The organism is Nonomuraea sp. NPDC054003, from assembly GCF_055585125.1.
In genome coordinates this window covers 492,942-514,610 of record NZ_JBVJKR010000004.1, presented here as the reverse complement: position 1 = coordinate 514,610, position 21,669 = coordinate 492,942, and the positions used below count along the sequence as shown (strand labels likewise).

At 74.0% G+C, this 21,669-nt stretch carries 22 protein-coding genes and 1 pseudogene; 13 read left to right on the top strand and 10 right to left on the bottom strand.

The window, feature by feature from the left end; all coding sequences use genetic code 11:
* Positions 1 to 56 precede the first annotated feature (56 nt).
* Positions 57 to 713, top strand: a complete 657-nt coding sequence (locus ACZ6YG_RS12995) for a class I SAM-dependent methyltransferase (RefSeq protein WP_466018075.1) — start codon at positions 57 to 59, stop codon at positions 711 to 713.
* Here the strand turns inward: ACZ6YG_RS12995 and ACZ6YG_RS12990 are convergent.
* Genes ACZ6YG_RS12990 through ACZ6YG_RS12970 form a run of 5 tightly spaced genes read right to left on the bottom strand, consistent with a single transcriptional unit; the run spans position 704 to position 4,235 of the window.
* Complete coding sequence (locus ACZ6YG_RS12990; RefSeq protein ID WP_148031909.1) at positions 704 to 1,417, bottom strand: SRPBCC family protein; 714 nt, start codon at positions 1,415 to 1,417, stop codon at positions 704 to 706. The two genes, ACZ6YG_RS12995 and ACZ6YG_RS12990, sit on opposite strands and share 10 nt — an antisense overlap.
* A gap of 1 nt (position 1,418) precedes the next feature.
* The gene (locus ACZ6YG_RS12985; RefSeq protein ID WP_187281186.1) at positions 1,419 to 2,006 is read right to left on the bottom strand and encodes an ArsR/SmtB family transcription factor; all 588 of its coding nucleotides are present in this window, start codon (positions 2,004 to 2,006) and stop codon (positions 1,419 to 1,421) included.
* Positions 2,007 to 2,049: 43 nt separating this feature from the next.
* Positions 2,050 to 3,288: an RNA polymerase sigma factor gene (locus ACZ6YG_RS12980; RefSeq protein WP_261808582.1), complete on the bottom strand. Its 1,239-nt coding sequence runs from the start codon at positions 3,286 to 3,288 to the stop codon at positions 2,050 to 2,052.
* Positions 3,285 to 3,638: a YciI family protein gene (locus ACZ6YG_RS12975; RefSeq protein ID WP_466018074.1), complete on the bottom strand. Its 354-nt coding sequence runs from the start codon at positions 3,636 to 3,638 to the stop codon at positions 3,285 to 3,287. The genes ACZ6YG_RS12980 and ACZ6YG_RS12975 overlap by 4 nt, the downstream gene beginning before the upstream one ends.
* Positions 3,639 to 3,677: 39 nt before the next feature.
* A complete protein-coding gene (locus tag ACZ6YG_RS12970; RefSeq protein ID WP_222708964.1) occupies positions 3,678 to 4,235 on the bottom strand; it encodes a DUF6624 domain-containing protein in 558 nt (185 codons plus the stop codon).
* A gap of 84 nt (positions 4,236 to 4,319) precedes the next feature.
* Between ACZ6YG_RS12970 and ACZ6YG_RS12965 the strand changes: the two genes are divergently transcribed.
* Complete coding sequence (locus ACZ6YG_RS12965; RefSeq protein WP_148034627.1) at positions 4,320 to 5,441, top strand: winged helix DNA-binding domain-containing protein; 1,122 nt, start codon at positions 4,320 to 4,322, stop codon at positions 5,439 to 5,441.
* Positions 5,442 to 6,182: 741 nt separating this feature from the next.
* Here the strand turns inward: ACZ6YG_RS12965 and add are convergent.
* Both add and ACZ6YG_RS12955 read right to left on the bottom strand, forming a co-directional pair.
* On the bottom strand, positions 6,183 to 7,130 hold the full coding sequence (add, locus tag ACZ6YG_RS12960; protein WP_148031911.1) for an adenosine deaminase: 948 nt from the start codon (positions 7,128 to 7,130) through the stop codon (positions 6,183 to 6,185).
* A gap of 45 nt (positions 7,131 to 7,175) precedes the next feature.
* Positions 7,176 to 7,937, bottom strand: coding sequence for a class I SAM-dependent DNA methyltransferase (locus ACZ6YG_RS12955; protein ID WP_466018073.1), 762 nt, complete (start codon positions 7,935 to 7,937; stop codon positions 7,176 to 7,178).
* Between the two features lie 157 nt (positions 7,938 to 8,094).
* Here ACZ6YG_RS12955 and ACZ6YG_RS12950 point away from each other — a divergent pair, with 157 nt between their 5' ends.
* Together ACZ6YG_RS12950 and ACZ6YG_RS12945 are read left to right on the top strand one after the other, a co-directional pair.
* A complete protein-coding gene (locus ACZ6YG_RS12950; protein WP_466018072.1) occupies positions 8,095 to 8,844 on the top strand; it encodes a protein phosphatase 2C domain-containing protein in 750 nt (249 codons plus the stop codon).
* Between the two features lie 96 nt (positions 8,845 to 8,940).
* Positions 8,941 to 9,942: pseudogene (locus ACZ6YG_RS12945) on the top strand (RNA polymerase sigma factor); the annotation flags it as partial.
* Between the two features lie 37 nt (positions 9,943 to 9,979).
* On the opposite strand, the gene ACZ6YG_RS12940 reads toward ACZ6YG_RS12945, so the two are convergent.
* Positions 9,980 to 11,410 (bottom strand): WS/DGAT/MGAT family O-acyltransferase, encoded by a 1,431-nt coding sequence (locus tag ACZ6YG_RS12940; RefSeq protein ID WP_148031915.1) that lies wholly within the window; start codon positions 11,408 to 11,410, stop codon positions 9,980 to 9,982.
* A 104-nt stretch (positions 11,411 to 11,514) separates the two neighbouring features.
* Here ACZ6YG_RS12940 and ACZ6YG_RS12935 point away from each other — a divergent pair, with 104 nt between their 5' ends.
* From ACZ6YG_RS12935 to ACZ6YG_RS12920, 4 genes are all read left to right on the top strand, one after another.
* Complete coding sequence (locus ACZ6YG_RS12935) at positions 11,515 to 12,693, top strand: cysteine desulfurase-like protein (protein WP_466018071.1); 1,179 nt, start codon at positions 11,515 to 11,517, stop codon at positions 12,691 to 12,693.
* Between the two features lie 30 nt (positions 12,694 to 12,723).
* Complete coding sequence (locus ACZ6YG_RS12930; protein ID WP_466018070.1) at positions 12,724 to 13,695, top strand: tyrosine-type recombinase/integrase; 972 nt, start codon at positions 12,724 to 12,726, stop codon at positions 13,693 to 13,695.
* 80 nt (positions 13,696 to 13,775) lie between these two features.
* The gene (locus ACZ6YG_RS12925; protein WP_466018169.1) at positions 13,776 to 14,570 is read left to right on the top strand and encodes an SDR family NAD(P)-dependent oxidoreductase; all 795 of its coding nucleotides are present in this window, start codon (positions 13,776 to 13,778) and stop codon (positions 14,568 to 14,570) included.
* Between the two features lie 100 nt (positions 14,571 to 14,670).
* The gene (locus ACZ6YG_RS12920) at positions 14,671 to 15,768 is read left to right on the top strand and encodes a PQQ-dependent sugar dehydrogenase (RefSeq protein ID WP_466018069.1); all 1,098 of its coding nucleotides are present in this window, start codon (positions 14,671 to 14,673) and stop codon (positions 15,766 to 15,768) included.
* On the opposite strand, the gene ACZ6YG_RS12915 is transcribed toward ACZ6YG_RS12920, so the two are convergent.
* On the bottom strand, positions 15,752 to 16,684 hold the full coding sequence (locus ACZ6YG_RS12915; RefSeq protein WP_148031919.1) for an AraC family transcriptional regulator: 933 nt from the start codon (positions 16,682 to 16,684) through the stop codon (positions 15,752 to 15,754). The two genes, ACZ6YG_RS12920 and ACZ6YG_RS12915, sit on opposite strands and share 17 nt — an antisense overlap.
* A gap of 71 nt (positions 16,685 to 16,755) precedes the next feature.
* Here ACZ6YG_RS12915 and ACZ6YG_RS12910 point away from each other — a divergent pair, with 71 nt between their 5' ends.
* Positions 16,756 to 17,637, top strand: a complete 882-nt coding sequence (locus ACZ6YG_RS12910; protein ID WP_466018068.1) for an SDR family oxidoreductase — start codon at positions 16,756 to 16,758, stop codon at positions 17,635 to 17,637.
* Entirely contained in the window at positions 17,619 to 17,996 is a 378-nt protein-coding gene (locus tag ACZ6YG_RS12905; RefSeq protein WP_466018067.1) for a DUF4440 domain-containing protein, read from the top strand. The genes ACZ6YG_RS12910 and ACZ6YG_RS12905 overlap by 19 nt, the downstream gene beginning before the upstream one ends.
* A 12-nt stretch (positions 17,997 to 18,008) precedes the next feature.
* Here the strand turns inward: ACZ6YG_RS12905 and ACZ6YG_RS12900 are convergent, their stop codons facing one another.
* Positions 18,009 to 18,608 carry a TetR/AcrR family transcriptional regulator gene (locus ACZ6YG_RS12900; protein ID WP_466018066.1) on the bottom strand — a complete coding sequence of 200 codons (600 nt, stop codon included), beginning with the start codon at positions 18,606 to 18,608 and terminating at the stop codon, positions 18,009 to 18,011.
* 65 nt (positions 18,609 to 18,673) lie between these two features.
* Between ACZ6YG_RS12900 and ACZ6YG_RS12895 the strand changes: the two genes are divergently transcribed.
* From ACZ6YG_RS12895 to ACZ6YG_RS12885, 3 genes are read left to right on the top strand one after another with little or no spacing between them, the layout of a single operon-like run.
* Complete coding sequence (locus tag ACZ6YG_RS12895) at positions 18,674 to 20,653, top strand: HelD family protein (RefSeq protein ID WP_466018065.1); 1,980 nt, start codon at positions 18,674 to 18,676, stop codon at positions 20,651 to 20,653.
* 32 nt (positions 20,654 to 20,685) lie between these two features.
* Positions 20,686 to 20,943: a hypothetical protein gene (locus ACZ6YG_RS12890; RefSeq protein WP_148031924.1), complete on the top strand. Its 258-nt coding sequence runs from the start codon at positions 20,686 to 20,688 to the stop codon at positions 20,941 to 20,943.
* Between the two features lie 12 nt (positions 20,944 to 20,955).
* Entirely contained in the window at positions 20,956 to 21,552 is a 597-nt protein-coding gene (locus ACZ6YG_RS12885; RefSeq protein WP_466018064.1) for an NUDIX hydrolase, read from the top strand.
* Positions 21,553 to 21,669: the final 117 nt, after the last annotated feature.

The following is a 21,669-nucleotide window of genomic DNA, read 5'->3' as shown; positions in this document are numbered from 1 at the left end:
CTGAGCCGTCGGCGGAAAGCCTGGCCGGGTAGCGGGCGGCGTGATCCGCTGAGGTGATGAAGGCCGCTTACGACGAGATCGCCGACTGGTACGCAGAGGAGTTCCTCGGCGCCGGTGACCCGCTGGGCATCGAGGGGGTGCTGCGCGGGCTGCTGGGCGAGGGCGCGGGCCCGTGCCTGGAGATCGGGTGCGGCACCGGCGTGCACGCCCGGGTGGTGCGCGAACTGGGGTGGGCGCCGTTCGGGGTGGACCTGTCGGAGCGGATGCTCCGCCACGCCCGGGGCCGCCTGCCGACGCTGCGGGCGGACGCCGCGCGGCTGCCGTTCGCGGACGGCCGCCTGCCCGCCGTGATCGCGGTGATGGTGCACACCGACATGCCCCGCTACCCCCAGGTGCTGCGCGAGGCGGCCAGGGTGCTGCGTCCCGGCGGGCTGTTCGTGCACGTGGGGGTGCATCCGTGCTTCTGCGGCGGGTTCGCCGACCGCAGCGACCCGGGAGCGCTGGTGATCCGGCCCGGATACCGCGACAGCCACTGGACCAAGGAGTCGTGGACCGACAAGGGCGTGCGCGCCAAGGTGGGCGCCAGCCACTGGCCGCTGTCCGGCCTGCTCAACGACTCCCTGGCGGCGGGGCTGACGCCGGAGCGGTTCGAGGAGAGCGGCGGGCCCGTCCCGCTGGTGCTGGCGGTACGGGCCCGCAAGGCTCAGCCGTAGAGCCGTTCCAGCCAGGCCCGCCAGGCCGGGCCCTGGCCCGAGGCGTCGCCGAACACGTGGTGGGAGGCGATCATCGGGCCGTGGAAGCCCTGCATGAACCGGTAGAGCGCGTCGGGTGCGCGGATGCCCAGCGTCTGGTCGCCGCGGTGGTAGACGACGCCCTCCACCCCGGCCGCGTCCAGTCTGACCTTGTCGCCCGGCGTGGCGTGCCCGAGTTCCGCGTACAGGATCTCCCAGGCGCGCGGCCAGTCGGTCACCGGCGGGCCGAACTCCACGACCGGGGTCGCGTGGCGGCCGGGGAAGTGCGTCAGATACTCGACGAGCGTGGCGAAGAACAGGGACAGGCCACCGGACATGGCCTCGAACTCGTCGGCCCAGTCGTCGCCGGGCAGGAAGCCGCTGGTGACCATGCGCACCATGGTGCTGCCCTGGCCGCGGCCCTCGACGAGGAACTCGTAGGCGACGAAGCGCCCGTCCGCGGCGATGTCGCTGGTGTGGGCGAAGTGGCGCGGCTCCTCCGCCGCGGTCACCCTGGACGGCTCCATCTCGCCGCCGCCGAAGGCGGTGCGCACCACCCCGCCGGCCACCTGGCTGCGGCCCAGGTACCACGAGTCGATGCCGGGCCCGGTCGAGATGGCCGCCCACACCTCCTCCGGGGTCGCCTCGACGACGGCCTCCTGGGGCAGCTCGAACTCGCGTCCCACCTCAGCGCTCCTCCTTCACCGCGGGGTGCACGGCGACGACGAGCCGGTGCTCGCGACCGCCCGCGGCCTGCTCGTCGTGATACTTGCTCACCAGATGGGTGACGGCGTCGGCCAGCTCCTCGGCGAACGCCGCCCGGTCGGCGGCCGAGGCGAAGCGGACCTCTCCGTCGATGGCGAACGTGGCCACCCGCTTGCCCGCCGTGGCGGCGCCGGTGATCAGCGTGCCCACGTCGCGCACCAGCTTGGCGGCCACGGCCAGCAGCCAGCGGGCCGACAGCCGGTCGGGGGCGCGCTCGGGGTCGGGCTGCACGGCGGCCAGCGCCACCGGGGAGATCACGAAGGACGCGGCCTTGGCCTGCATCACCCGCTCGGTCACGTTGCCCTTCTTGCGTTCCTCGACCAGCTCGACCAGGCCGTGCTTCTCCAGCGTGCGCAGATGGTAGTTGACCTTCTGCCTGGCCAGGCCGACCTTGGCGGCGAGCGAGGTCGCCGAGCCCGGCTCGACCAGCTCGGCCAGCAGCCTGGAGCGCATGGGATCGAGCGACGCCTCGGCCGCCGCGGGATCCTCGATCACCGTCACTTCGTACATGGGCCCAACATCGCACCGAAAAAAATAATTGTCAACTACTGGGTCAGCACACCGCGGCCGCCCTGTCCTCCAGATAGCGGCGCTCGGGCAGGCTGGTGGTGCGGCGGGCGGCCTCACGGTAGGCGTCCGCGGCCGCCTCCGGCTCACCCGCGCGTTCGAGCAGGTGGGCGCGGACGGAGTGGAGCCGGTGATGGCCCGCCAGCCGCCCGTCACGGGCCAGCTCGTCGAGCCGCGCCAGCCCGGTCCGCGGGCCGTGCACCATCGCCGCGGCGACCGCCTGGTTGAGCGCGACGACGGGATTGTCGTCCAGCTCCGCGAGCACCCCGTACAGAGCCAGGATCTGCCGCCAGTCGGTGTCGGCCGCAGCGGGCGCCTCGTCGTGCACGGCCGCGATCGCGGCCTGCACCTGGTAGGGGCCGAGGGGCGCGCCGGCCAGCGCGCCGGTGACGAGCGCGACGCCCTCGGCGACGAGCCGGCGGTCCCACAGGGCGCGGTCCTGCTCGTCGAGGGGGACGAGCCGGCCCGCCTCGTCGGTGCGGGCCGGGCGGCGCGCCTCGGTCAGCAGCATGAGCGCCAGCAGGCCCGTGACCTCGCCGTCGCCGGGCAGCAGCCGGTGCAGCTCCCTGGCCAGCCGGATCGCCTCGGCGGTCAGCTCGGGCCGGTGCAGGTCGGGGCCCGAGGTGGCGGCGTAGCCCTCGTTGAAGATCAGGTAGAGCACGTGCAGGACCACGCGCAGCCGCCCCGCGCGCTCCGGTTCGGGCGGCGGCGCGAACGGCACGCCGGCGGCCCGGATGCGCTGTTTGGCCCGGCTGATGCGCTGCGCCATGGTCGCCTCGGGCACCAGGAAGGCGGCGGCGATCTCGGCGGTGGTCAGGCCGCCGACGGCGCGCAGGGTGAGCGCGAGCTGGGAGGGCTGTGACAGCGCCGGGTGGCAGCACAGGAAGAGCAGGGTGAGCGTGTCGTCGCCGCCGGGCGCCCGCTCCTCGCCGGGAGCCGGGGCGACCAGTTCGTCGGCGGGCGTGCGGGCGGCGGCGTTCTCCTCCCTGCGGCGGCGGGCGGACTCGCTGCGCACCTGGTCGGTCAGCCGGCGGGTGGCCACGGTGAGCAGCCAGGCGCGCGGGTTGTCCGGCAGGCCCTGCGCCGGCCACTGCACGGCCGCGTCGATCAGCGCCTCCTGGACGGCGTCCTCGCAGGCGTCGAACTGCCCGTGGCGGCGCACGAGCACGCCGAGAACCTGGGGGACGAGCTCGCGCAGCAGGTCGTCGGCCACAGCCGTGCTCACGCGGTGACCTCGTTGATGATCGGCCGCACCTCCATCGCGCACAGGCGGGCGTCCGGCCAGCGGGCGGCGATGTCGGTGGCCCGCTCGACGCTGTCGCACTCGACGATGAGGTAGCCGGCCAGGAACTCCTTGCTCTCCAGGAACGGCCCGTCGGTGACCGCGGGCACGCCGTCGCGCACCACGACCGTCTTCGACTCGGCGGGCCCGGCCAGGGCCTGGCCGCCGACCAGCTCACCGGTCGCGGCCAGCTCCTTCATCAGCGTGTCGACCTCGGCCATGACCTGGTTCCGCGCGCGGGCGATCGCCTCCTGGGACGCGGGGTTGCCGTAGATCAGCAGTAGGTACTTCATCGGCGTTCCTCATGCACGCTGACACCCTAACGCGGCGCCCTACTCCAAGGACTTGAGCTCTTCCAGGTACTCGGCGAGCGGCTGCAGCCCGGCCTCGGCGCGGCGCTCCTCCACCCCGGCCTCGTCCTCGATGGGGGTGCGCGGCCGCCACTGGCCGTCCTGGGTCGGCTCCCACTGGGTGCCGTAGCGCTGCGGCTTGCCCTCGGCGACGCGCACCCGGTCCTCCAGGTAGGCGAGGTTGCCCGGGGAGGCGTCGCCCTTCGCGACCGCCTCGTGCAGCAGGGCCAGAGCCCGGCGCTGCAGGTCGAGGGCGCGGTCGGCGTGCTGGACGAGCGCCCAGGCGGCGTCCTCGCCGTCCTCGCCCACCAGCTCGTAGCCGGGCCAGCCGTGTTCGTCCAGGATCTGGCGCATGCGCTCGGTGTTGGCGCGTTCGATCCGGTCCCAGTCGGCCTGATCGGCGTCGGGGGTCCTGACCTCCTGGTCCAGCCGCAGCATCTCCAGCAGCTCCGCGCGCAGCCGCGGGTCGGCGGGGGCGGCGTCTCCGCAGGCCGTGGTCAGCAGCAGGGCGGTGATGAGGCACGTCAGTAACGTCCGCATGCCCGACCGTACCGCGCGGCTGATCGCCGACCAACGCGGAACGGAGCTTTCCGCGTCGTCTCGTACGGTGAAGGCGTGATCGAGATGACGTGGAGTCAGGTGAGCGCGCGGCGGCTGGCCCGGGCGGGGCTGGACGGAACGGCGGCGGGCGGCGGCCGGCCGGCCGGGGTGGTGGCGGCGATGTGCGGGGCGCACGCCCAGGTGATGTCGGCGGCCGAGGTGTCGGTGGCGCTGCGCATGGATGACGCCACGCGGGCCGACGTGCGCGAGGCGCTGTGGGGCGCGCGCAGCCTGGTCAAGACGCACGGGCCGCGCGGCACCGTTCACTTGCTGCCCACGCGGGACCTGCCCCTGTGGGTGGGGGCGATGTCCTCCATCCCGGCCGGGACGAACGCGTTCTCCGAAGGGGTGCGGATGACGGCGGAGCAGACCGAGCGGGTGGTGGCCGCCATCCGGGAGGTGGTGGCGGGGCGGACGCTGACGATCGACGAGCTGAGCGAGGCGGTGATCGAGGTGGCCGGGCCGTGGGCGGGCGACCTGGTGATGCCGGCGTTCCAGACCATGTGGCCGCGCTGGCGGCAGGCGATGGCGCTGGCGGCCCACCGCGGCGCGTTCGTGTTCGGGCCGGTCAGGGGCCGGAAGGTGACCTACACCGCGCCGCCGGGCGAGCTCCGGCCGGTGGACGGGCGGGCCGAGCTGGTCAGGGCCTACCTGACCGCGTACGGGCCGGCCACGCCCGAGCACTTCGCCCAGTGGGCGGGCGGGCCGAAGCGGTGGGCCGTGGCGGCGTTCGAGCTGGTCGAGCTGGAGGAAGTGCGGCTGGACGGCCGGCCGGCGTGGGTGCTCGCGGGCGACACCGGGGTGCCGGACGAGCCGCCGCGCGGGGTCCGGCTGCTGCCGTACTTCGACGCGTACGTGGTCGCGGGCCGGCCGCGCGAGCTGCTGTACGAGGGCGCCGCCGCGCGGCGGGCGCTGGCGGGCGGGCAGGCGGGCAACTATCCGGTGCTGCTCGTGGACGGGCAGGTCGCCGGGGTGTGGCACCAGCGGCGCTCGGGCAAGCGGATCGACGTCACCGTGGAACCGCTGGCCGAGCTGTCCGCCGCCGCGCTGCGTGAGCTGGACGAGCAGGTGGCGCGGATCGGCGGCATCCTGGAGGGGACGCCGCGGCTGACGGTGGGCCCCGTCGGCGTGGGAGCTCACGCCTAGGCCGAGACTTGGTGAGAATTTGGGCTTGCGCCCACTGGCCAGGCGGTAGGTCTGAGGAGAAGACTCGTGCGAGGAGTTGCACCATGTATGGCGAGTCGCCGTCTCAGACCCGTCCCGCCGCGCGGCGATGCGCGCGCCGGTCGGTTCCTGTCGTCCCCGGACGCCGGCCGGTCCCGGCCGTTGCCGGGCGGCGGTCAGGCACGGCCGCGCCCGGATGCCGCCGGCCCCACCGCACCTTAACCCGCCTGCCCGGATTCCGGCCGGCCGTCCGCCCGCCCGGTTTCCGCCCCGCGATTCACCTGACCGCACGCGGATCGCCGAACCGCCTGTCCGAATGCGGGTTCCCGATCCAACCGGCCGAATGCGGACCACCGATCTGTCTGGTCGGATCCGGCTTGCCGGCCCGCCTATCCGGTTGCCGGTCGACGATCCACCTGCGTGGATGCCGATCCACCGCGGAACTGCAGCGTCACGGGTCGCACTCGTTCGAACCGGACCCAAACCGCGCGCCCATCTCACACAAGTGGGGGGCGACGTCGCGGAGGGCATGGGGAGCCGTCTTCCGGCCTCCGGCCCTTTGGGAGGCCGTCCACCAGCCCGGTGATGATCAGGGGGAAGGACCGGTGCAGCCCGCCGGCCACGAGAGCCTGCGGCAGGGATGGCAGCACCTCGGCGGAGTCCGCCGCCCGCGCGACCGCTTACAAGCCGGTCCCCCGCAGATCCCCCCGCATCCCCCACCGATCAGGCACCACCGCCCAGCCACGCGTCGATGCCCTCCAGCATCTCCGCCTTCAGCTCCGGCCCGGCGAACGACGCCACGACACCCGCCCTGGCCAGCGCCGCCAGCTCGGCGTCCGGCCACCGGAACGTGTCGCGCACGCGGGCGTACTCGTCCGCCAGTGACGTCTCCCCGTCGGTGTTGAGCGTCACCACCAGCCCCGCCTCGCGCAGCAGCGGCAGCGGATGCGCCGCCAGCGACGGCACCAGCCCGAGCAGCACGTTCGACGTCGGGCACACCTCCAGCGCGATCCCCCGCCCGCGCACCTCCCGCACCAGCTCCGGATCCTCCAGCACGCGGATGCCGTGCCCGATCCGCCCGGCGTGGCCGAGGGTGAGCGCCTCCCGGATGCTGCCGGGCCCGCCGAACTCGCCCGCGTGGTGCACCAGGCGCAGCCCCGCGTCCCTGGCCGCGTCGCACACCCCGGCGAACGGGGCCAGCGGGTAGCTCTCGTCGCCGGCCAGCCCGATGCCCACCACATCCTCGTACCGCTGCGCGAGCTTCAACGTCCGCCACATGCGCTCGACCGGGCGGCGGCGGGAGTGGTCGAGGAGCAGGCGGCACTCGATCCCGTACCGCCGCCCCTCGGCCAGCCCGTCGAGCACCGCCTCCAGCGGCATCTCCGGCGCGCCCACCCGCTCGCCGTGGGAGGCCGCGGTGAAGGTCACCTCGGCGTAGCGCACACCCTGGGCGGCCTCGTCGGCGCAGAACTCCACCGCGATCCGCCGGAAGTCGCCGGGGGTGCGCAGCAGCTCGCGCACCCGCGCCCGCCGGTCGGCGAACTCGCGGAAGCTCCGGAACGGCGTGTCTCCGGGGGGCGTACCGCCCAGCTCTCGGATGGTCTCGGGCCGTACGGTGCTTTCGAGGTGGACGTGCAGATGGGCCTTGGGCAGCGCCCGGATGTCTCTCACCCGGGCACTCTAGGGACCCGCCGGTCCCCGACGCATTCCGATATTTCAGGACCGCCGGGTGACGCGGATCTTCGACTGCTTGTGCGGGAGCTGCTCCCAGTCCTCCATGAAGACGGCGTCGAGCCCGTGGCGGGCGGCCAGCGCGACGAGCGTCTCGGTGCGGTAGTAGAAGTCCTCCCGCAGCACGTGGTGCTCCTTGCCCTCGGTGCGGTCGAAGGTGAAGTCGAACCAGGCGTGCGGCTTCATGACCCGCCCGACGTGCGCGAAGCACTCGTCGATCACCTCGATCGGCGAGTGGGAGAAGACGCTGTGGGCGTGCACGACGTCGAAGTGCTCGTCGGGCAGGAAGGCGAAGCGCAGGTTGCGGACCGGGGTGAGGTGGGGCAGCTTGTCGCGCAGCCCGTGCGCGACCAGGGTGTCCTGGGCGGCCATGAGGATGTCGGGCGAGATGTCGAGGCCGTAGTAGTTGCCGGTGTCCAGGTAGTCGACGAACAACCTGCCGGCGCGCAGGTTGCCGCAGCCGATCTCCAGCATCCGGCACTCCGGTTTGAGCCCGTGCTCGACCAGGTAGTCGAACTGCATCTGGCCCATCGCCAGCCAGCGCCGGTGGGAGTGGGACCCGACGGCGCCCTCGGGGCTGCGCGCGGCGTCGTCCTTCATGACGGCGCGGTAGTAGGAGACGTGGTCGCGGGTGCGCAGCCGCAGCCAGGTGTCACGGCTCAGTCTCCGCAGGTGCGGCATGATCTTCCGCGGATTCTTGAGCGCGTAACCTGCCTGGTGGACGAGGCTCGAACGGGTGCGTGTCACAAGGGTCACCACCGAACGGGTGTGTGGACGTGGGCCTGGTGCTGGGAATGTAAAACAGCGTCGGGAGTTTGTGATCCGGCGACACGGAAATCTTGATCTCCGCATGGCTTTTCCTGGCCGGTACCCGCCGATCTGATGGTCATCCATGAGGAGTTCGATGCTGCGCGTCAGTTACGCGAGCGCCGCCGCCCCTGGCCGGGCGAACGAGGACTACGTGCTGGCAGGCCCGTCGTGGGTGGTGGTGCTCGACGGCGCGACGCCGGCGCCGGGGGTGGAGCCCGGGTGCCGCCACGGGGTGCCGTGGCTGGTGCGCACCCTCGCCGGCGCGCTCGCGGCGGGCATCGAGGACGGCGGACCGCTGCCGGAGGTGCTGGCGGCGGCGATCACCGCCACCATGGAGGCCCACGGCGGCTCCTGCGACCTGGGCAACCCCCATTCGCCGTCGGCCACGGCGGCGCTCGCCCGGCGTCGCGGCGACCGGCTGGAGTACCTCGTGCTGTGCGACTCGGCGGTGGCGCTGTGGCGGCTCGACGGCTCGGTGACGGTCGTCCGCGACGACCGGCTCGACCACCTGCCGGGCGGGCGCCCGTACTCGCTGGAGCTGGTGACCTCGCTGCGCAACCGCCCGGGCGGCTTCTGGGTGGCGGGCGCCTGCCCGGAGGCCGCCGGGCAGGCGCTGGCGGGCGCGGTGCCGGTGACCGAGCTGCGCGGGGCGGCGCTGTTCACCGACGGCGCGACGAGACTGGCCGACTGGTACGGGCGAGCCTGGGAGAGCCTGGTGGCCGGCGCCGCCGAGCCGGAGAAGCTGCTGGCCGAGACTCGCGAGCAGGAGCGGGCCAGAGGCGTGCCGCACGGCAAGCTCCACGACGACGCGACCGCCGCCTGGGTGTCCTTTCCGCCCGGGTGATGGCAGTCACAACCATTCCAGGGCGTTGGGTAGCTTGGAGTGGAGATTTCCGTCTTCATCAGCCAGGGAGCCGATGCCCGCACCCCGCGACCGCCGCCCAACCGTCCACCGCCGAGCGAGGAGAGTGTCGTGACCCAGACCGCAGAGGTTATCGAACTGGACGACAGCGCAGCCGATGCTGTCGCGACCGTGGGCGCCGACTCCGTCAAGACGTATCTGAAGGAGATCGGGCGGGTGCCCCTGCTCAACGCCGAGCAGGAGATCGAGCTGGCCAAGCGGATCGAGGCCGGCCTGTTCGCCAGGGAGCGGCTCGACACCGAGCCCGACCTCGACGACGAGCTCCGCGCCGACCTGACGTGGATCGCCGACGACGGCGAGCTCGCCAAGCGGCGCATGCTGGAGGCCAACCTGAGGCTCGTGGTGTCGATCGCCAAGCGCTACACGGGCCGCGGCATGCTCTTCCTCGACCTCATCCAGGAGGGCAACCTCGGTCTGATCCGGACGATCGAGAAGTTCGACTACCGGCTCGGCTACAAGTTCTCCACCTACGCCACCTGGTGGATCAAGCAGGCGATCACCCGCGCCATGGCCGACCAGGCGCGCACGATCCGCATCCCGGTCCACATGGTGGAGCTGATCAACAAGGTGGCGCGGGCGCAGCGCCGGCTGCAGAGCGAACTCGGCCGTGAGCCCACCCCCGAGGAGATCGCCGAGGAGACGGAGCTGACCCCGGGCCGGGTGGTCGAGGTGCAGAGCTACGGCCGCGAGCCGATCTCCCTCGACACGCCGCTGGGCGACGACGGCGACAGCCAGTTCGGCGACCTGATCGAGGACACCGAGGCGGTCTCCCCCGCCGACGCGGTCTCCTTCACGCTGCTGCAACACCAGCTGCGCGCGCTGCTGGACGAGCTGTCGGAGCGCGAGGCGGGCGTGATCTCGATGCGGTACGGGCTGGTCAACGGCAGCCCGATGACGCTCGACGAGATCGGCCGCGTCTACGGGGTGACGCGCGAGCGCATCCGCCAGATCGAGGCCAAGACCATGTCCAAGCTGCGTCACCCGTCGCGGGCCATGGCCCTGCGCGACTACCTGGGCTGACCCGCCCGGCGGCCCTGACCGGGCCGCCGGGTGCGCCTCATCGCTTGAAGGACGCCTCCGCGTCGAGCAGCTCGTCGAGGGAGTCGCGCAGGTAACCGGTGAGCTCCCACGCGTCCGGCACCATCACCCGGTCGGTGACCACGCCGAAGTCGACCGACCCGTCGTAGGAGAAGGCGGTGATGTTGACCCCGCCGCTCATGTCGGTGATCACCGAGACCGGGTAGAAGGAGAGCAGCCGCGCGCCGCTCACGTACAGCGGGAACTGCGGGCCCGGCACGTTCGAGACCATCACGTTGATCGGCGGCGCCGTCTGGCCGAGCAGCCCGAACGCCGACCGGGAGGCCAGCCCCATGAGGGCGGCCGGCATCGACTCGCTGAACTCGCGCAGCCACCGCGCGGGCGCCAGCCCGAACCGGTCCTTGATCCGGCACATCACGTCGCGCACGTCACGCAGCCGCTCCACCGGGTCGTCCACGTGCGCGGCCAGCGGGGCGGGCACGAGCGTGACCTGGTTGCCCGCCTGCTCGTCGCCGAGCTCGCGGAGCGAGAACGGCACCCCGGCCACCAGCGGCCGGTCGGGCGCCCCGCCGTGCGCGGCCATCCAGCGGCGCAGCGCGCCCGCGCACACGGCCATGACCACGTCGTTGACCGTCACCTCGAACCGCTTGCGCACCGCCTTGATCTCGGCCAGCGGCAGCGACACGAACGCGAAGCGCCGATGCTGGGAGACGGGACCGCTGAACGGCGTCCAGGGCGCCGGCGCCGCCGGCAGGTCGGGCACCTGTCCCACCCCGGCGGCCTTGCGGGCCAGCCCGGACAGCGTGTGGCTGCCGGGGAGGGAGGACAGGACCGGGATCTCGTCCATGTGCGGCACCGCCTGCGCGATGAACCGCACCGCGTGCGCCGGGTTCAGCGCCATCCTGGCCAGGCCGCGCAGCAGCATCTCGGCGGCCCCGGGCGGCGGCTCGTCCCGCTCGGGCGCGTGCGGGGGCGGCGGCGCGGGTGTGGGCGCCAGGTCGAGCAGCGCGGCCAGCACGTCCGCGCCGCCGACGCCGTCGACGGCCGCGTGGTGGATCTTCGTGTAGAGGCTGGTGCGGCCGCCGGCCAGCCCGTGGATCAGGTAGATCTCCCACAACGGCCGCGACCGGTCCAGAGCGCGCGCGTGCAGCCTCGACACCTGCTCGGCGAGCTGCCGGTCGTCGCCGCCCGGCGGCAGGCCGATCTCGCGTACGTGGTAGTCGAGGTCGAGATCGTCCTCCTGCTCCCAGTACGGGTGGTCCAGGCCGAGCGGCACCGGGGCCAGCTTGCGGCGCAGCGCGGGCACGTACGGGAGCCGCGCCTGCAGCAGGTCCTGCAGGTCGGCACGGTTGAGCTCGCCGTCCAGGATGGCCAGTCCGGCGATGTTGGCCACGTTGGTCGCGGTCTCGAAGTGGAGAAACTGCGCGTCCAGGGCGGAAAGCTGTGGCATGGGTTCACCTCTGCCCTGACCCAACCATCTATGTCCCGCCGCGGGCAAGCCGGGATCCCGTGGGTGGCTCGGTTGACGGCTTCGCGCGAGAGCATGATGGCATCATGACTTTTCCTCTCGCATCAGTGCGCGCGGCCTATCCGGCGCTGGCCGACGGGTACGCCTACCTCGACGGCGCGGCGGGCACGCAGGTGCCGCAGCCGGTCATCGACGCCATCGCCGGCGCCTACCGTCAGGGCATCGGCAACGTGGGCGGCGCGTTCCCGGCAAGCCACCGGTCGGACGCGATCGTGGCGGGCTGCCGGGCGGCGGTGGCCGACCTGGTGGGCGGCCACCCTGACGGGGTCGTCCTGGGGCCGAACATGACGACGCTCACGTACCGGCTGGCCGGAGCGCTGGCCAAGGAGTGGGGGCCGGGCGACGAGGTGGTGCTGTCGCGGCTCGACCACGACGCCAACGTGCGGCCGTGGGTGCACACCGGGGCGACGGTGCGGTGGGCGGAGGTGGACCCGGTCACCGGGGAGCTGCCGGTGGAGCAGTACGCGGACCTGATCGGGCCGCGCACCCGGCTGGTGGCGGTGACGGCGGCGAGCAACGTGCTCGGCACCCGCCCCGACGTGGCCGCGATCTGCGCGCTGGCGCACGAGGCGGGCGCGCTCACGTACGTGGACGGGGTGCACGCGACCGCGCACGGGCCGGTGGACATGAAGGCGCTGGGCGCCGACTTCTACGCCACGAGCGCCTACAAGTGGTCGGGGCCGCACATCGGCGCGGTGATCGCCGACCCGGCGCTGCTGGAGACGGTCCGGCCGGACAAGCTGGCGTCCTCGTCCGACGAGGTGCCCGAACGGTTCGAGTGGGGCACGGCCGCCTTCGCCGACCTGGCCGGGGTGACCGCGGCCGTGGACCACCTGGCGGCGATGGTGCCGGGCACGGGGACGCGGCGCGAGCGGCTGCTGGCCTCGATGGCCGCGGCGGAGGAGCACGAGCTGGAGCTGTTCGGTCACCTGCTGGCGGGCCTGGAGTCGATGCCGCACGTCACGGTGTACGGCAAGCCGGCCCGGCGCACCGCCACCGCCTACTTCACGGTCGCGGGCAAGACGCCGCGCGAGGTGGCCGAGCACCTGGCGGCGCGCCGGGTGAACGTGTGGAACGGCCACAACTACGCCTGGGAGCTGACGGCCGTCCTGGGCATCCGCGACGCGGGCAGCGCGGTGCGGGCGGGCCTGGTGCACTACAACGACCGGTCGGACGTGGACCGCCTGCTCGACGCGCTCCTGTGAACGGACGGCGCCGCCACTAAGATCGGGCGGGTGAGCCTGCCCGCCGTGCCCGAGGTGGCGGCGCCGAACGTCGAGCCCGCCCGCGACCCGTACCACGTCTATCTCGACTCGCTGACCAGCTCCGAGTCGCGCCGGACGATGCGCGGCTGCCTCGACCGGCTGGCCCGGCTGCTCACCGGCGACGAGAACGCGACCGGGGCGGGCCAGCCGTGGCACCTGCTGCGCTACGAGCACACGGTGCGCATCCGCACGATGCTGGTCGAGCGGGGCTGGTCGGCCGCGTACGTCAACAAGCACCTGGTCGCGCTGCGGCGGGTGCTGAAGGAGGCGTGGCGGCTCGGGCAGACCGGCGCGGAGGACTACGCGCGGGCCGCCGACCTGGCGCCGGTGCGGCAGACCCGGCTGCCGGTGGGGCAGCACGTGCCGCCGGAGGTGGTGGGCGCGGCGCTGTCGGCCTGCGACGACTCGGCGGCTGGGAAGCGCGACGCGGCGCTGATCGCGGTGCTCTACTCGACGGGCTGCCGCCGGGCCGAGGTCTGCGGGCTGGCGCTCGCCGACTACGACCCGGGCGCGCGGTCGCTGCGGGTGCGCGGCAAGCGCGACAAGGAGCGCCTCGTCTACCTCACGCCGGACGCGCTCGGGCTGGTGGAGCGCTGGCTGGCGGTACGGGGACGCGTGGCGGGCGCGCTGTTCAGCCCGATCAGCAAGGCGGGCCGGCTGCGGTGCCGCGACGGCCGCCCGGTGCCGCTGACCGGCCAGGGCGTCGCCGACATCCTGGCCCGGCGGCTCGCCTCGGCGGGCGCCTCCCCCCGGACCGCGCACGACTTCCGGCGCACGTTCATCGGCGAGCTCCTGGACGCGGGCGTGGACCTGGCCACGGCGCAGGCGCTCGTGGGCCACTCGTCGCCGGCGACCACGGCCCGTTACGACCGCCGTCCCGAGAAGACCCGCCGCGACGCGGTCGACCGCCTCCGCCTGCCGCCCCCGCGCCCGCTGGCCTGACGGCCGGACCGGGCGCGGACCCTCCCGGCCTGCGGGGATCCGGCTCGTCCGGGGCCCGCGGGTATAGCGTGAACGGCATGATCACGCTTGACCTCACCGGCAGGACCGCGCTCGTGACCGGCTCCACGCAGGGCATCGGGGCGGCGATCGCGCGCCGGCTCGCCGATGCCGGAGCCCGCGTCGGGATCAACGGCCGCCGTGCCGAGGCCGTCGGCGACGCCGTGGCGGCCCTGGCCGCGGACGCGGGCGCCGGCCGGTTCTTCGCCGCGCCGGGCGACCTGGCGACCGAGGACGGCGCGGCGGCGGTCACCGGGGTCGTGCCCTCGGTCGACATCCTGGTCAACAACCTCGGTGTCTTCGGCGCCACGCCGGCCCTGGAGATCACCGACGCCGAGTGGCGGCGCTACTGGGAGGTCAACGTCCTGGCCGGCGTGCGGCTCATCCGCCATTACCTGCCGGGGATGGCCGAGCGCGGCTGGGGCCGGGTGCTCAACATCGCCAGCGACTCGGCGATCGTGATCCCCGAGGAGATGATCCACTACGGCGCGAGCAAGACCGCGCTGCTCGCGGTCTCCCGCGGCTTCGCCAAGCACGCCGCGGGCAGCGGCGTCACCGTGAACGCGGTCATCGCCGGCCCGACCCGCACCGGTGGCGTCGAGGAGTTCGTCTACCAGCTCGTGGACCGGTCGTTGCCCTGGGAGGAGGCGCAGCGCGCGTTCATGCGCGAGCACCGGCCGCTGTCGCTGCTCCAGAGGCTGATCGAGCCCGAGGAGATCGCCAACCTGGTGGCCTATCTGGCCTCTCCCCTGGCCTCGGCCACCACGGGGGCGGCGGTCCGGGTGGACGGCGGCTACGTCGACTCCATCATTCCCTGACTCCCTCTGCGAATCGTCGATATCGATAAATTGTTAGCACTGTTCCGTATCGGCGGAAACTGTGCGATGCTATCGCTGATATCAACGCCGCGGAGGAGTCATGGACGCGAAACTGAAGATCCCGGCCCTCATGGCGGCCGTCGCGACCGTGATCGGGCTGACCGGGTGCGCCCCGGCCCCGGCGCGGTCGGAGCCGGCGGTCGCGCGGCCGGGCGAGCGGACCGAGCTCGTCACCGGCCTGAGCGCTCCCTGGGGCCTGGCCTTCCTCCCTGACGCATCCGCCCTGGTCTCCGAACGGCTGACGGGACGGATCCTGCGCGTCCCCGCCGCAGGCGGCTCCGCCGCCGTGGTAGGTGTGGTGCCCGACGTGGCGGCCAGTGCCGAGGGCGGCCTGCTCGGCCTGGCGGTGTCACCCGGTTTCGCGCACGACCGGACGATCTTCGTGTACGTCTCCGGGGTCCGGGCCAACCGCGTCGTCGCGCTGGAGGTCGGCGAGGACTTCCGATCGCTGCGGCGGGACCGCGTCGTCCTCGACGGCATCGGCACCGCGGACCGCCACCACGGCGGCCGGCTGAGGATCGGCCCGGACGGCCACCTGTGGATCGGCACCGGTGACGCGTTCGACCCGGAGAAGGCCGCCGACGACGCGTCGCTGAACGGCAAGATCCTCCGCGTCGGGCTCGACGGTTCGATCCCCGGCGACAACCCGTCCGGGACCGCGATCTACTCCTCGGGGCACCGCAACGTCCAGGGCATCGCCTTCGGCCCCGGCGGGACGGCCTACGCCTCCGAGCTCGGCCACCGCACCTGGGACGAGGTCAACGTGCTGCGGCCGGGGCTGGACTACGGGTGGCCCGAGACCGAGGGCGTCGAGGGCGACACCGGCGAGCCGCCGATCTTCACGCTCCACCCCGACGAGGCGTCGCCGTCGGGCGTCGCCTATGCGCACGGCTCCCTCTGGATGGGGGCGCTGGGCGGGCAGCGGCTGTGGCAGCTGCCCGTCGACGGGGGCAAGGCCGCCGGCGAACCGATCGGGCACTACGCGGGCGAGTACGGCCGCATCCGCACGGTCGAGGTCGCCCCCGACGGGGCGCTGTGGATCGTGACCTCCAACACCGACCGGGCGACCTGGGGCGGGACGGATCCGCGCCCGGGAGACGATCGGATCATCCGGGTCGAGCTCATCCCCGCCGGCTGACGCCGCGCTCCCGCCTGAACGCGCCGGGGGTGCTCGCGTACCACTGCTTGAAGGCCAGGTGGAAGCCGACCGCGGACCCGTAACCCACGCGCCGGGCGATGGTCTCGTGGGAAAGGGACGTGGTGGCGAGGAGGCGCGCGGCCTCCTGCATGCGGCGGGCCGTCAGGTGCCGCATCGGCGGCTCCCCCATCAGCTCGCGGAACGTGGCCGCGAACGCCGATCTGGACAGCCCCGCCTCCGCCGCCAGCCCGGCGAGCGTCCACGGCTCGGCGAACCGGGTGTGCACGGCCAGCAGGGCGGGCGCGATCGCCGGGTGGCGCAGGGCCGGCAGCACCGGTACGTCGCCGAGCGAGGTCAGGGCGGCGCGCAGCGCCAGCACGTACGCCAGCTCGAAGCCGCGCAGCGCCACCAGCGCGAGTCCCGGCTCCGCCTGGTCGCACTCCCCTGCCAGGTGCGTGAGCGTGTCGCCGAGCAGGGGCTGGCCGGCCACCGCGGCCGACGGCAGGACGAGCACCGGCGGCAGCGACCGGTACAGCGGGGCGGCGGCGGAGGCGTCGTAGTGCAGGCCGCCGCAGAGCAGGGTGGTGGCCGGCCCCGGCCCGTCGATGCGGACGGTGCCGATGGCGCCGGGTTCCCGCGCGGGGAGCAGCCGGGCCAGGGGGATCGTCGCGCGGCCCGGGGCGTCGGCGAGCGTGTGGGCGGTGCCGTGCGGGAACACGGCCAGGTCGCCCGCTTCGAGGCGCACCGTCCGCTCCGGCAGTTCGACCAGGCAGGCGCCTTCCTGGACGTAGTGCAGCAGCGCGCAGTCCTCCCGCTCGCCCGCCACGCCCCACGGGGCGCGGGCGGTCCAGCGGCTGTGGAAGACGCCGCGCAGGCGCAGCGGGGCGAGCAGCTCGCTCAGCAGGTCGTCTTCCACGGACGTTCCTTAAATATCGGGAGATGATGCTTTATGGAGCGTATCTCAGCGTCTGCCGTTGACTTGCGTGCATGAGATTCCTGGTGTTCGGCGCCGCGGGCGCCCAAGGCGGCGCGGTCGCGCGCAGGCTGGCGGAGAGCGGGTACGAGGTGCGCGGGTTCACGCGTACGGGGAAGGTCCCGGAGGGGGTGACGCCGTTCCGCGGCGACCTGGGCGACGCCGGGCGGGTGAAGGCGGCGTTCACCGGCGTGACGCACGCGTCGGTGGTGCTGCCGTTGGTGTTCGAGGCGGAGACGGTCGCGGCGTTCACGCGCAACGTGATCGAGGGGGCGCGGGCGGCCGGGGTGCGGCGGCTGGTGTTCAACACCGGCAACCGGCTGCCGGACGGCGAGACCGGGGTGGCGGCGTTCGACACGCGGCGGGCGGCGGTGCGGGCGCTGCGGGAGTCCGGGCTGCCGGTCGTGGTGCTCCGCCCGGCGCTTTACCTGGAGAACCTGCTGGCGCCCGGAGTGCTGGGTTCTCGGCTGCCGGGGAACCACCCTGGGGACGGGGTGCTGGGTTCTCCGCTGCCGGAGAACCACCCGGGGGACGGGGTGCTGCGTTACCCGCTGCCCGCTGATCTGCCCGTCGCCTGGCTGGGGCATGCCGGCCTGGGCGCGCTCACGGTCGCGGCGCTCGCCGGGGACGGGCTCGCGGGGAGCGTGGTGGACGCGGGCGGCCCCGCCGCGGTGACCGGGCCGGAGCTGGCGGCGGCGTTCGGGCTCCGGTACGAGGAGCAGGACGTGGCCGTGTTCGAGGCGGGCCTGGCGCGGGCGGTCGGCGCGGCGACGGCGGCGGAGGTGGCCGCGACCTACCGGTGGATCGCCTCCGCGGCCCCGGCGGATCTGTTCGGGCCGGGGCCGTCGCTCGGCGTCACGCTCATGACCCCGGCGGCGTGGGCGGCGGCCCTGTGATCGCGGCCGAGATCGTCCGCCATCACCAGGTCATCGAGCGGTGGCTGGCGGGGACGGCGGCGCGGGACGAGTTCGCCCGGTTCGCCGGCGCGCACGGACCCGGCTTCACGATGGTGACGCCGGACGGCCGGGCGCTGGCGCGCGATCGAGTGCTGGCCGAGGTCGAGGCCGCGTACGGGACCGTACCGGGGCTGGTCATCGAGATCCGCGACATCCGTGTGGTGGCCGGTGAAGGATCATTGGTCGTGGCCTCGTACGAGGAATGGCAGGGCGGGCGGGGCCGGCGGTCGTCCGCCGTGCTCCGGGCGGACGGCGGCGCGCCCGTGTGGCTGCGTCTGCACGAGACGTGGATCGGCTGACCGGCGCCCGGGTCACAGGCGCAGCAGGGTGTAGGCGTGCCGTGCGGCGCGGACGGCCTCCGGCTCCTGCTCGGCGAGGGGGACGCCGAGAGACAGGGCCTGCCAGTTGCGGCGGGCGAGGATGCGGTGGACGGTCAGGACCTGGCCGGCCACCAGCGACGCGGTCAGCTCGTCGACGGTCTCCGCGAGCGCCTCGGCGAGCGCCGCCTCGTCCTGGGCCGTGTGGTGGGACAGGCGGGCGGCCAGGCCGGGCGTGGTGAACACCATCCGGTGGAACCCCATGACCTCCGGGTCGTCGTTGAGCCCGGTGACCGGGTCGCGGCGGGCGAGGCCGTCGAGGAAGTGGCGGCGCAGCGCCTCCAGCGGCCCCTCACCGGGCACCCGGCCGCGCACCACGCGGGCGCCCTCGCCCTGGTGGTCGGCGATCCGGTGCAGGACCAGGTCCTCCTTCGTCGGGAAGTACTTGAACAGCGTCGGCTTGGACACCTGGGCGGCGGCGGCAATCTCGGTGACCGGCACCTCGTCGAAGCCGCGCTCCAGGAAGAGCCGGATGGCCGCGGCGGAGATCGTCTCCCGCACCCGCCGCCGCTGGAGCTCGCGCAGTCCCGTCATGAGCACACCCTAGCAAAGCGTTAACCTGGTCAATATCTTAACCGAGTTAACGCTTAGGAGGTGCGATGACGGCGCTCGACGAGGAGAGACGCCACGCCGAGCGGTGCCGGGCGGGGCTGCGCGGGATGCTGGACGCCGCCAGGGAGAACGTGATCGTCGGCGAGACCGTGGCCGGCGACCGCTACAGCGCCGAACGGCTGGGCCGCCACCTCAAGAGCCTGGCCGAGGAGCTCGGCGAGGAGCCGGACGGGCCGCCGTTCTTCGGCAGGCTCGACTTCGGCGCGGGCTCGGAGGACCACGCGGGCCGCACGTACCACATCGGCCGGCGGCACGTCGGCGGCGAGCGCGGCGGCCCCCCGCTGGTGATCGACTGGCGCGCGCCGGTGTCGCGGGCGTTCTACCGGGCGGGCGCCCGGGACCCGCTGGGGGTGGCGGTGCGCCGCCGGTTCGGCTGGGCCGGGACCGTCCTGACCGGGTACGAGGACGAACGGCTCGGCCAGGGCGAGGAGGAGCGGGCCGGGCGCATCCTGGCCGCCGAGATCGAGCGCCCGCGGGTCGGCCCGATGCGCGACATCGTCGCCACCATCCAGCCCGAGCAGGACGACCTCGTACGGGCAGGCCTGGAGGAGTCGATCTGCGTGCAGGGCGCGCCCGGCACCGGCAAGACCGCGGTCGGCCTGCACCGGGCGGCCTACCTGCTGTACGCGCACCGGCAGCGGCTGCGCCGCGGCGGCGTGCTGGTGCTGGGGCCGAACCGGGCGTTCCTCGGCTACGTCTCGGCCGTGCTGCCCGCGCTGGGCGAGGTGGACGTCGAGCAGACGACCCTGGACGAGCTGCTCGCCACCGTGCCCGTGCGCGCCGAGGACACCCCGGACGCGGCCGCGGTCAAGCACGACGCGCGGATGGCGCGGGTGCTGCGCGAGGCGCTGTACGGGCGGATCCGCAAGCCGGTCGAGCCGCTGGCGGTGCCCGACGGCTCGGCCCGGTGGCGGGTGGGCGAGGACGAGCTGCGCCGCGTGGTCGACGGCACCCGCCGTGACGGGCTCCCGTACGCGACGGCGCGCGAGCGGGTGCGCGCCCGGGTCGTCGAGCTCGTGCGGAGGCAGGCCGAGGCGCGCGGGCGGTCCGCGACGGCGGCGTGGCTGCGCGGTGTCGGCCGGGCGGTCACGCCGTTCCTGGACGCGGTGTGGCCGGCCGTCCGGCCGGAGGAGGTGCTGTACGAGGTCCTGTCCGGCCGGGCCCCCGCCCCGTCGCTCACCGGCGCCGAGCGCGAGGCGATCGTGTGGGCCCGGCCGCCGCGCGGGTTCAGGGGCGCCCGATGGTCCGCGGCCGACCTGGTGCTGCTGGACGAGCTCGCGGGGCTGATCGAGCGGCCGCGCGGCTACGGGCACGTGATCGTGGACGAGGCGCAGGACCTGTCCCCGATGCAGTGCCGGGCGGTGGCGCGGCGTAGCGAGCACGGTTCGCTGACGGTCCTGGGCGACCTGGCGCAGGGCACCACGCCGTGGGCGGCGGCCTCCTGGCCGGAGCGCATGGCCCTGCTGGGCAAGCCGGAGGCGCGGGTGGTCGCGCTGACGGCGGGTTTCCGGGTGCCCGCGGAGGTGGTCGAGGTGGCCAACCGGCTGCTGGGGACGCTCAAGGCGGACGTGCCCGTCACCCGCGCGCACCGCGCCGGCGGCAGACTGCGCGTGCGCGCCGCCGGCGACCTGGCCGCCGGCCTGGTGGCGGCGGTGCGGGAGGCGCTGGGGTTCGAGGGGTCGGTGGGGGTGATCGCCGCCGATCCGGCCGCCGGGGCGCTGGAGGAGGCGCTGCGGGCGGCCGGGCTGGAGCCGGACGAGCGGCTCGCCGTCCTGCCCGCCTCGCTGGCGAAGGGGCTGGAGTTCGACCACGCGGTGGTGTGCGAGCCCGGTGACATCGCCCGCTCGGGCGAGCGCGGCCCGAACCTCCTGTACGTGGCGCTGACCAGGGCGGTGTCCCGGCTGGACATCGTGCACGCGGGGCCGTTGCCGGTGGAGCTGGACCTCGGAGGCGGCGCGGGTATGTGATGGGCTGACCTCCCCCTCCAAGAGAGGCCGCGATGACCTCGCCAGACCCGCACCCCGACGAGCCGCGCCCGGGTGAGCTGCGCGGTCCCGCGGCCGAGGTGCTGTCGGCCGCCGGGTTCGCCTGTGCCGCCGTCGCCCTGCTCTACCTGCCGATCGCGTTCGGCCTGGCGGGGATCCTGCTGGGCATCGCCGGTCACGCCCGCGGCGAGGCGCTCGGCAGGTGGGCGGCGGTCGGCGCGGCCGCCGCCATGGCCGCGGGGACCGCGCTGGGCGCCCTGCTGGCGGCGTGAGATCCTGAGCGGATGCTGCCGCCCATCGACGAGCTCCGGGACCTGGTCACCGCCCGGCTGCGGGCCTTCGACCGGCGGGAGGTGCCGCCCGCCGACGGGATCCGCCGGGCAGCCGTGACCGTGTGCGTGCTGGAGGACGAGCGGCGCGACCCGTACACGATCGTGATCAGGCGGGCGCCGCACGGCCGGAACCCCGGGCAGTGGGCGCTGCCCGGCGGGCGGCTGGACGACGGCGAGACGCCCGTCGAGGCGGCGCTGCGGGAGCTGGAGGAGGAGACCTCGGTCGGCGGCGTGACCGTGGCGGGGCTGCTCGACGACTTCGTGACCGACTCCGGGTTCGTCATCACGCCGGTGGTGGCCTTCGGCGGCTCGCAGCGGCCGGTCGCCGATCCGCGCGAGGTGGCGTCGGTGCACGACGTGCCGCTGGAGTGGCTGCTGGCGCCCGGGGTGCCGCGCTGGCGGGGCGAGCTGCTGCAGCTGCCGCTGGGGCCGTCGATCGTGATCCACGCGCCGACGGGGGCGATTTTGTGGCAGTTCGCGGAGGTCGCGCTCCGTGGCCGTGAGCAGCGGGTGTTCGACGTGGCGCAACCGCACTGGACCAGAACGTGACCGAATCTTGGGCCCGGATGGAATACCTCCAGCCGGATGTCCGTTAGCATCGAATGGCCGATGTGGTCTGTGTCCCCCGGGCCGCAAATTACCGCCTTCACGGAATACCGTTCGGCT

What these genes read in the sequence shown, in the direction of transcription:
- ACZ6YG_RS12910 (WP_466018068.1), top strand. Translation starts at nt 16,756, where the DNA reads ATGAGATTCCTGGTGTTCGGCGCCGCGGGCGCCCAAGGCGGCGCGGTC.
- ACZ6YG_RS12965 (WP_148034627.1), top strand. Translation starts at nt 4,320, where the DNA reads ATGACGTGGAGTCAGGTGAGCGCGCGGCGGCTGGCCCGGGCGGGGCTG.
- ACZ6YG_RS12895 (WP_466018065.1), top strand. Translation starts at nt 18,674, where the DNA reads ATGACGGCGCTCGACGAGGAGAGACGCCACGCCGAGCGGTGCCGGGCG.
- ACZ6YG_RS12975 (WP_466018074.1), bottom strand. Translation starts at nt 3,638, where the DNA reads ATGAAGTACCTACTGCTGATCTACGGCAACCCCGCGTCCCAGGAGGCG.
- ACZ6YG_RS12890 (WP_148031924.1), top strand. Translation starts at nt 20,686, where the DNA reads ATGACCTCGCCAGACCCGCACCCCGACGAGCCGCGCCCGGGTGAGCTG.
- ACZ6YG_RS12970 (WP_222708964.1), bottom strand. Translation starts at nt 4,235, where the DNA reads ATGCGGACGTTACTGACGTGCCTCATCACCGCCCTGCTGCTGACCACG.
- ACZ6YG_RS12950 (WP_466018072.1), top strand. Translation starts at nt 8,095, where the DNA reads ATGCTGCGCGTCAGTTACGCGAGCGCCGCCGCCCCTGGCCGGGCGAAC.
- ACZ6YG_RS12985 (WP_187281186.1), bottom strand. Translation starts at nt 2,006, where the DNA reads ATGTACGAAGTGACGGTGATCGAGGATCCCGCGGCGGCCGAGGCGTCG.
- ACZ6YG_RS12920 (WP_466018069.1), top strand. Translation starts at nt 14,671, where the DNA reads ATGGACGCGAAACTGAAGATCCCGGCCCTCATGGCGGCCGTCGCGACC.
- ACZ6YG_RS12885 (WP_466018064.1), top strand. Translation starts at nt 20,956, where the DNA reads ATGCTGCCGCCCATCGACGAGCTCCGGGACCTGGTCACCGCCCGGCTG.
- ACZ6YG_RS12935 (WP_466018071.1), top strand. Translation starts at nt 11,515, where the DNA reads ATGACTTTTCCTCTCGCATCAGTGCGCGCGGCCTATCCGGCGCTGGCC.
- ACZ6YG_RS12900 (WP_466018066.1), bottom strand. Translation starts at nt 18,608, where the DNA reads ATGACGGGACTGCGCGAGCTCCAGCGGCGGCGGGTGCGGGAGACGATC.
- ACZ6YG_RS12995 (WP_466018075.1), top strand. Translation starts at nt 57, where the DNA reads ATGAAGGCCGCTTACGACGAGATCGCCGACTGGTACGCAGAGGAGTTC.
- ACZ6YG_RS12940 (WP_148031915.1), bottom strand. Translation starts at nt 11,410, where the DNA reads ATGCCACAGCTTTCCGCCCTGGACGCGCAGTTTCTCCACTTCGAGACC.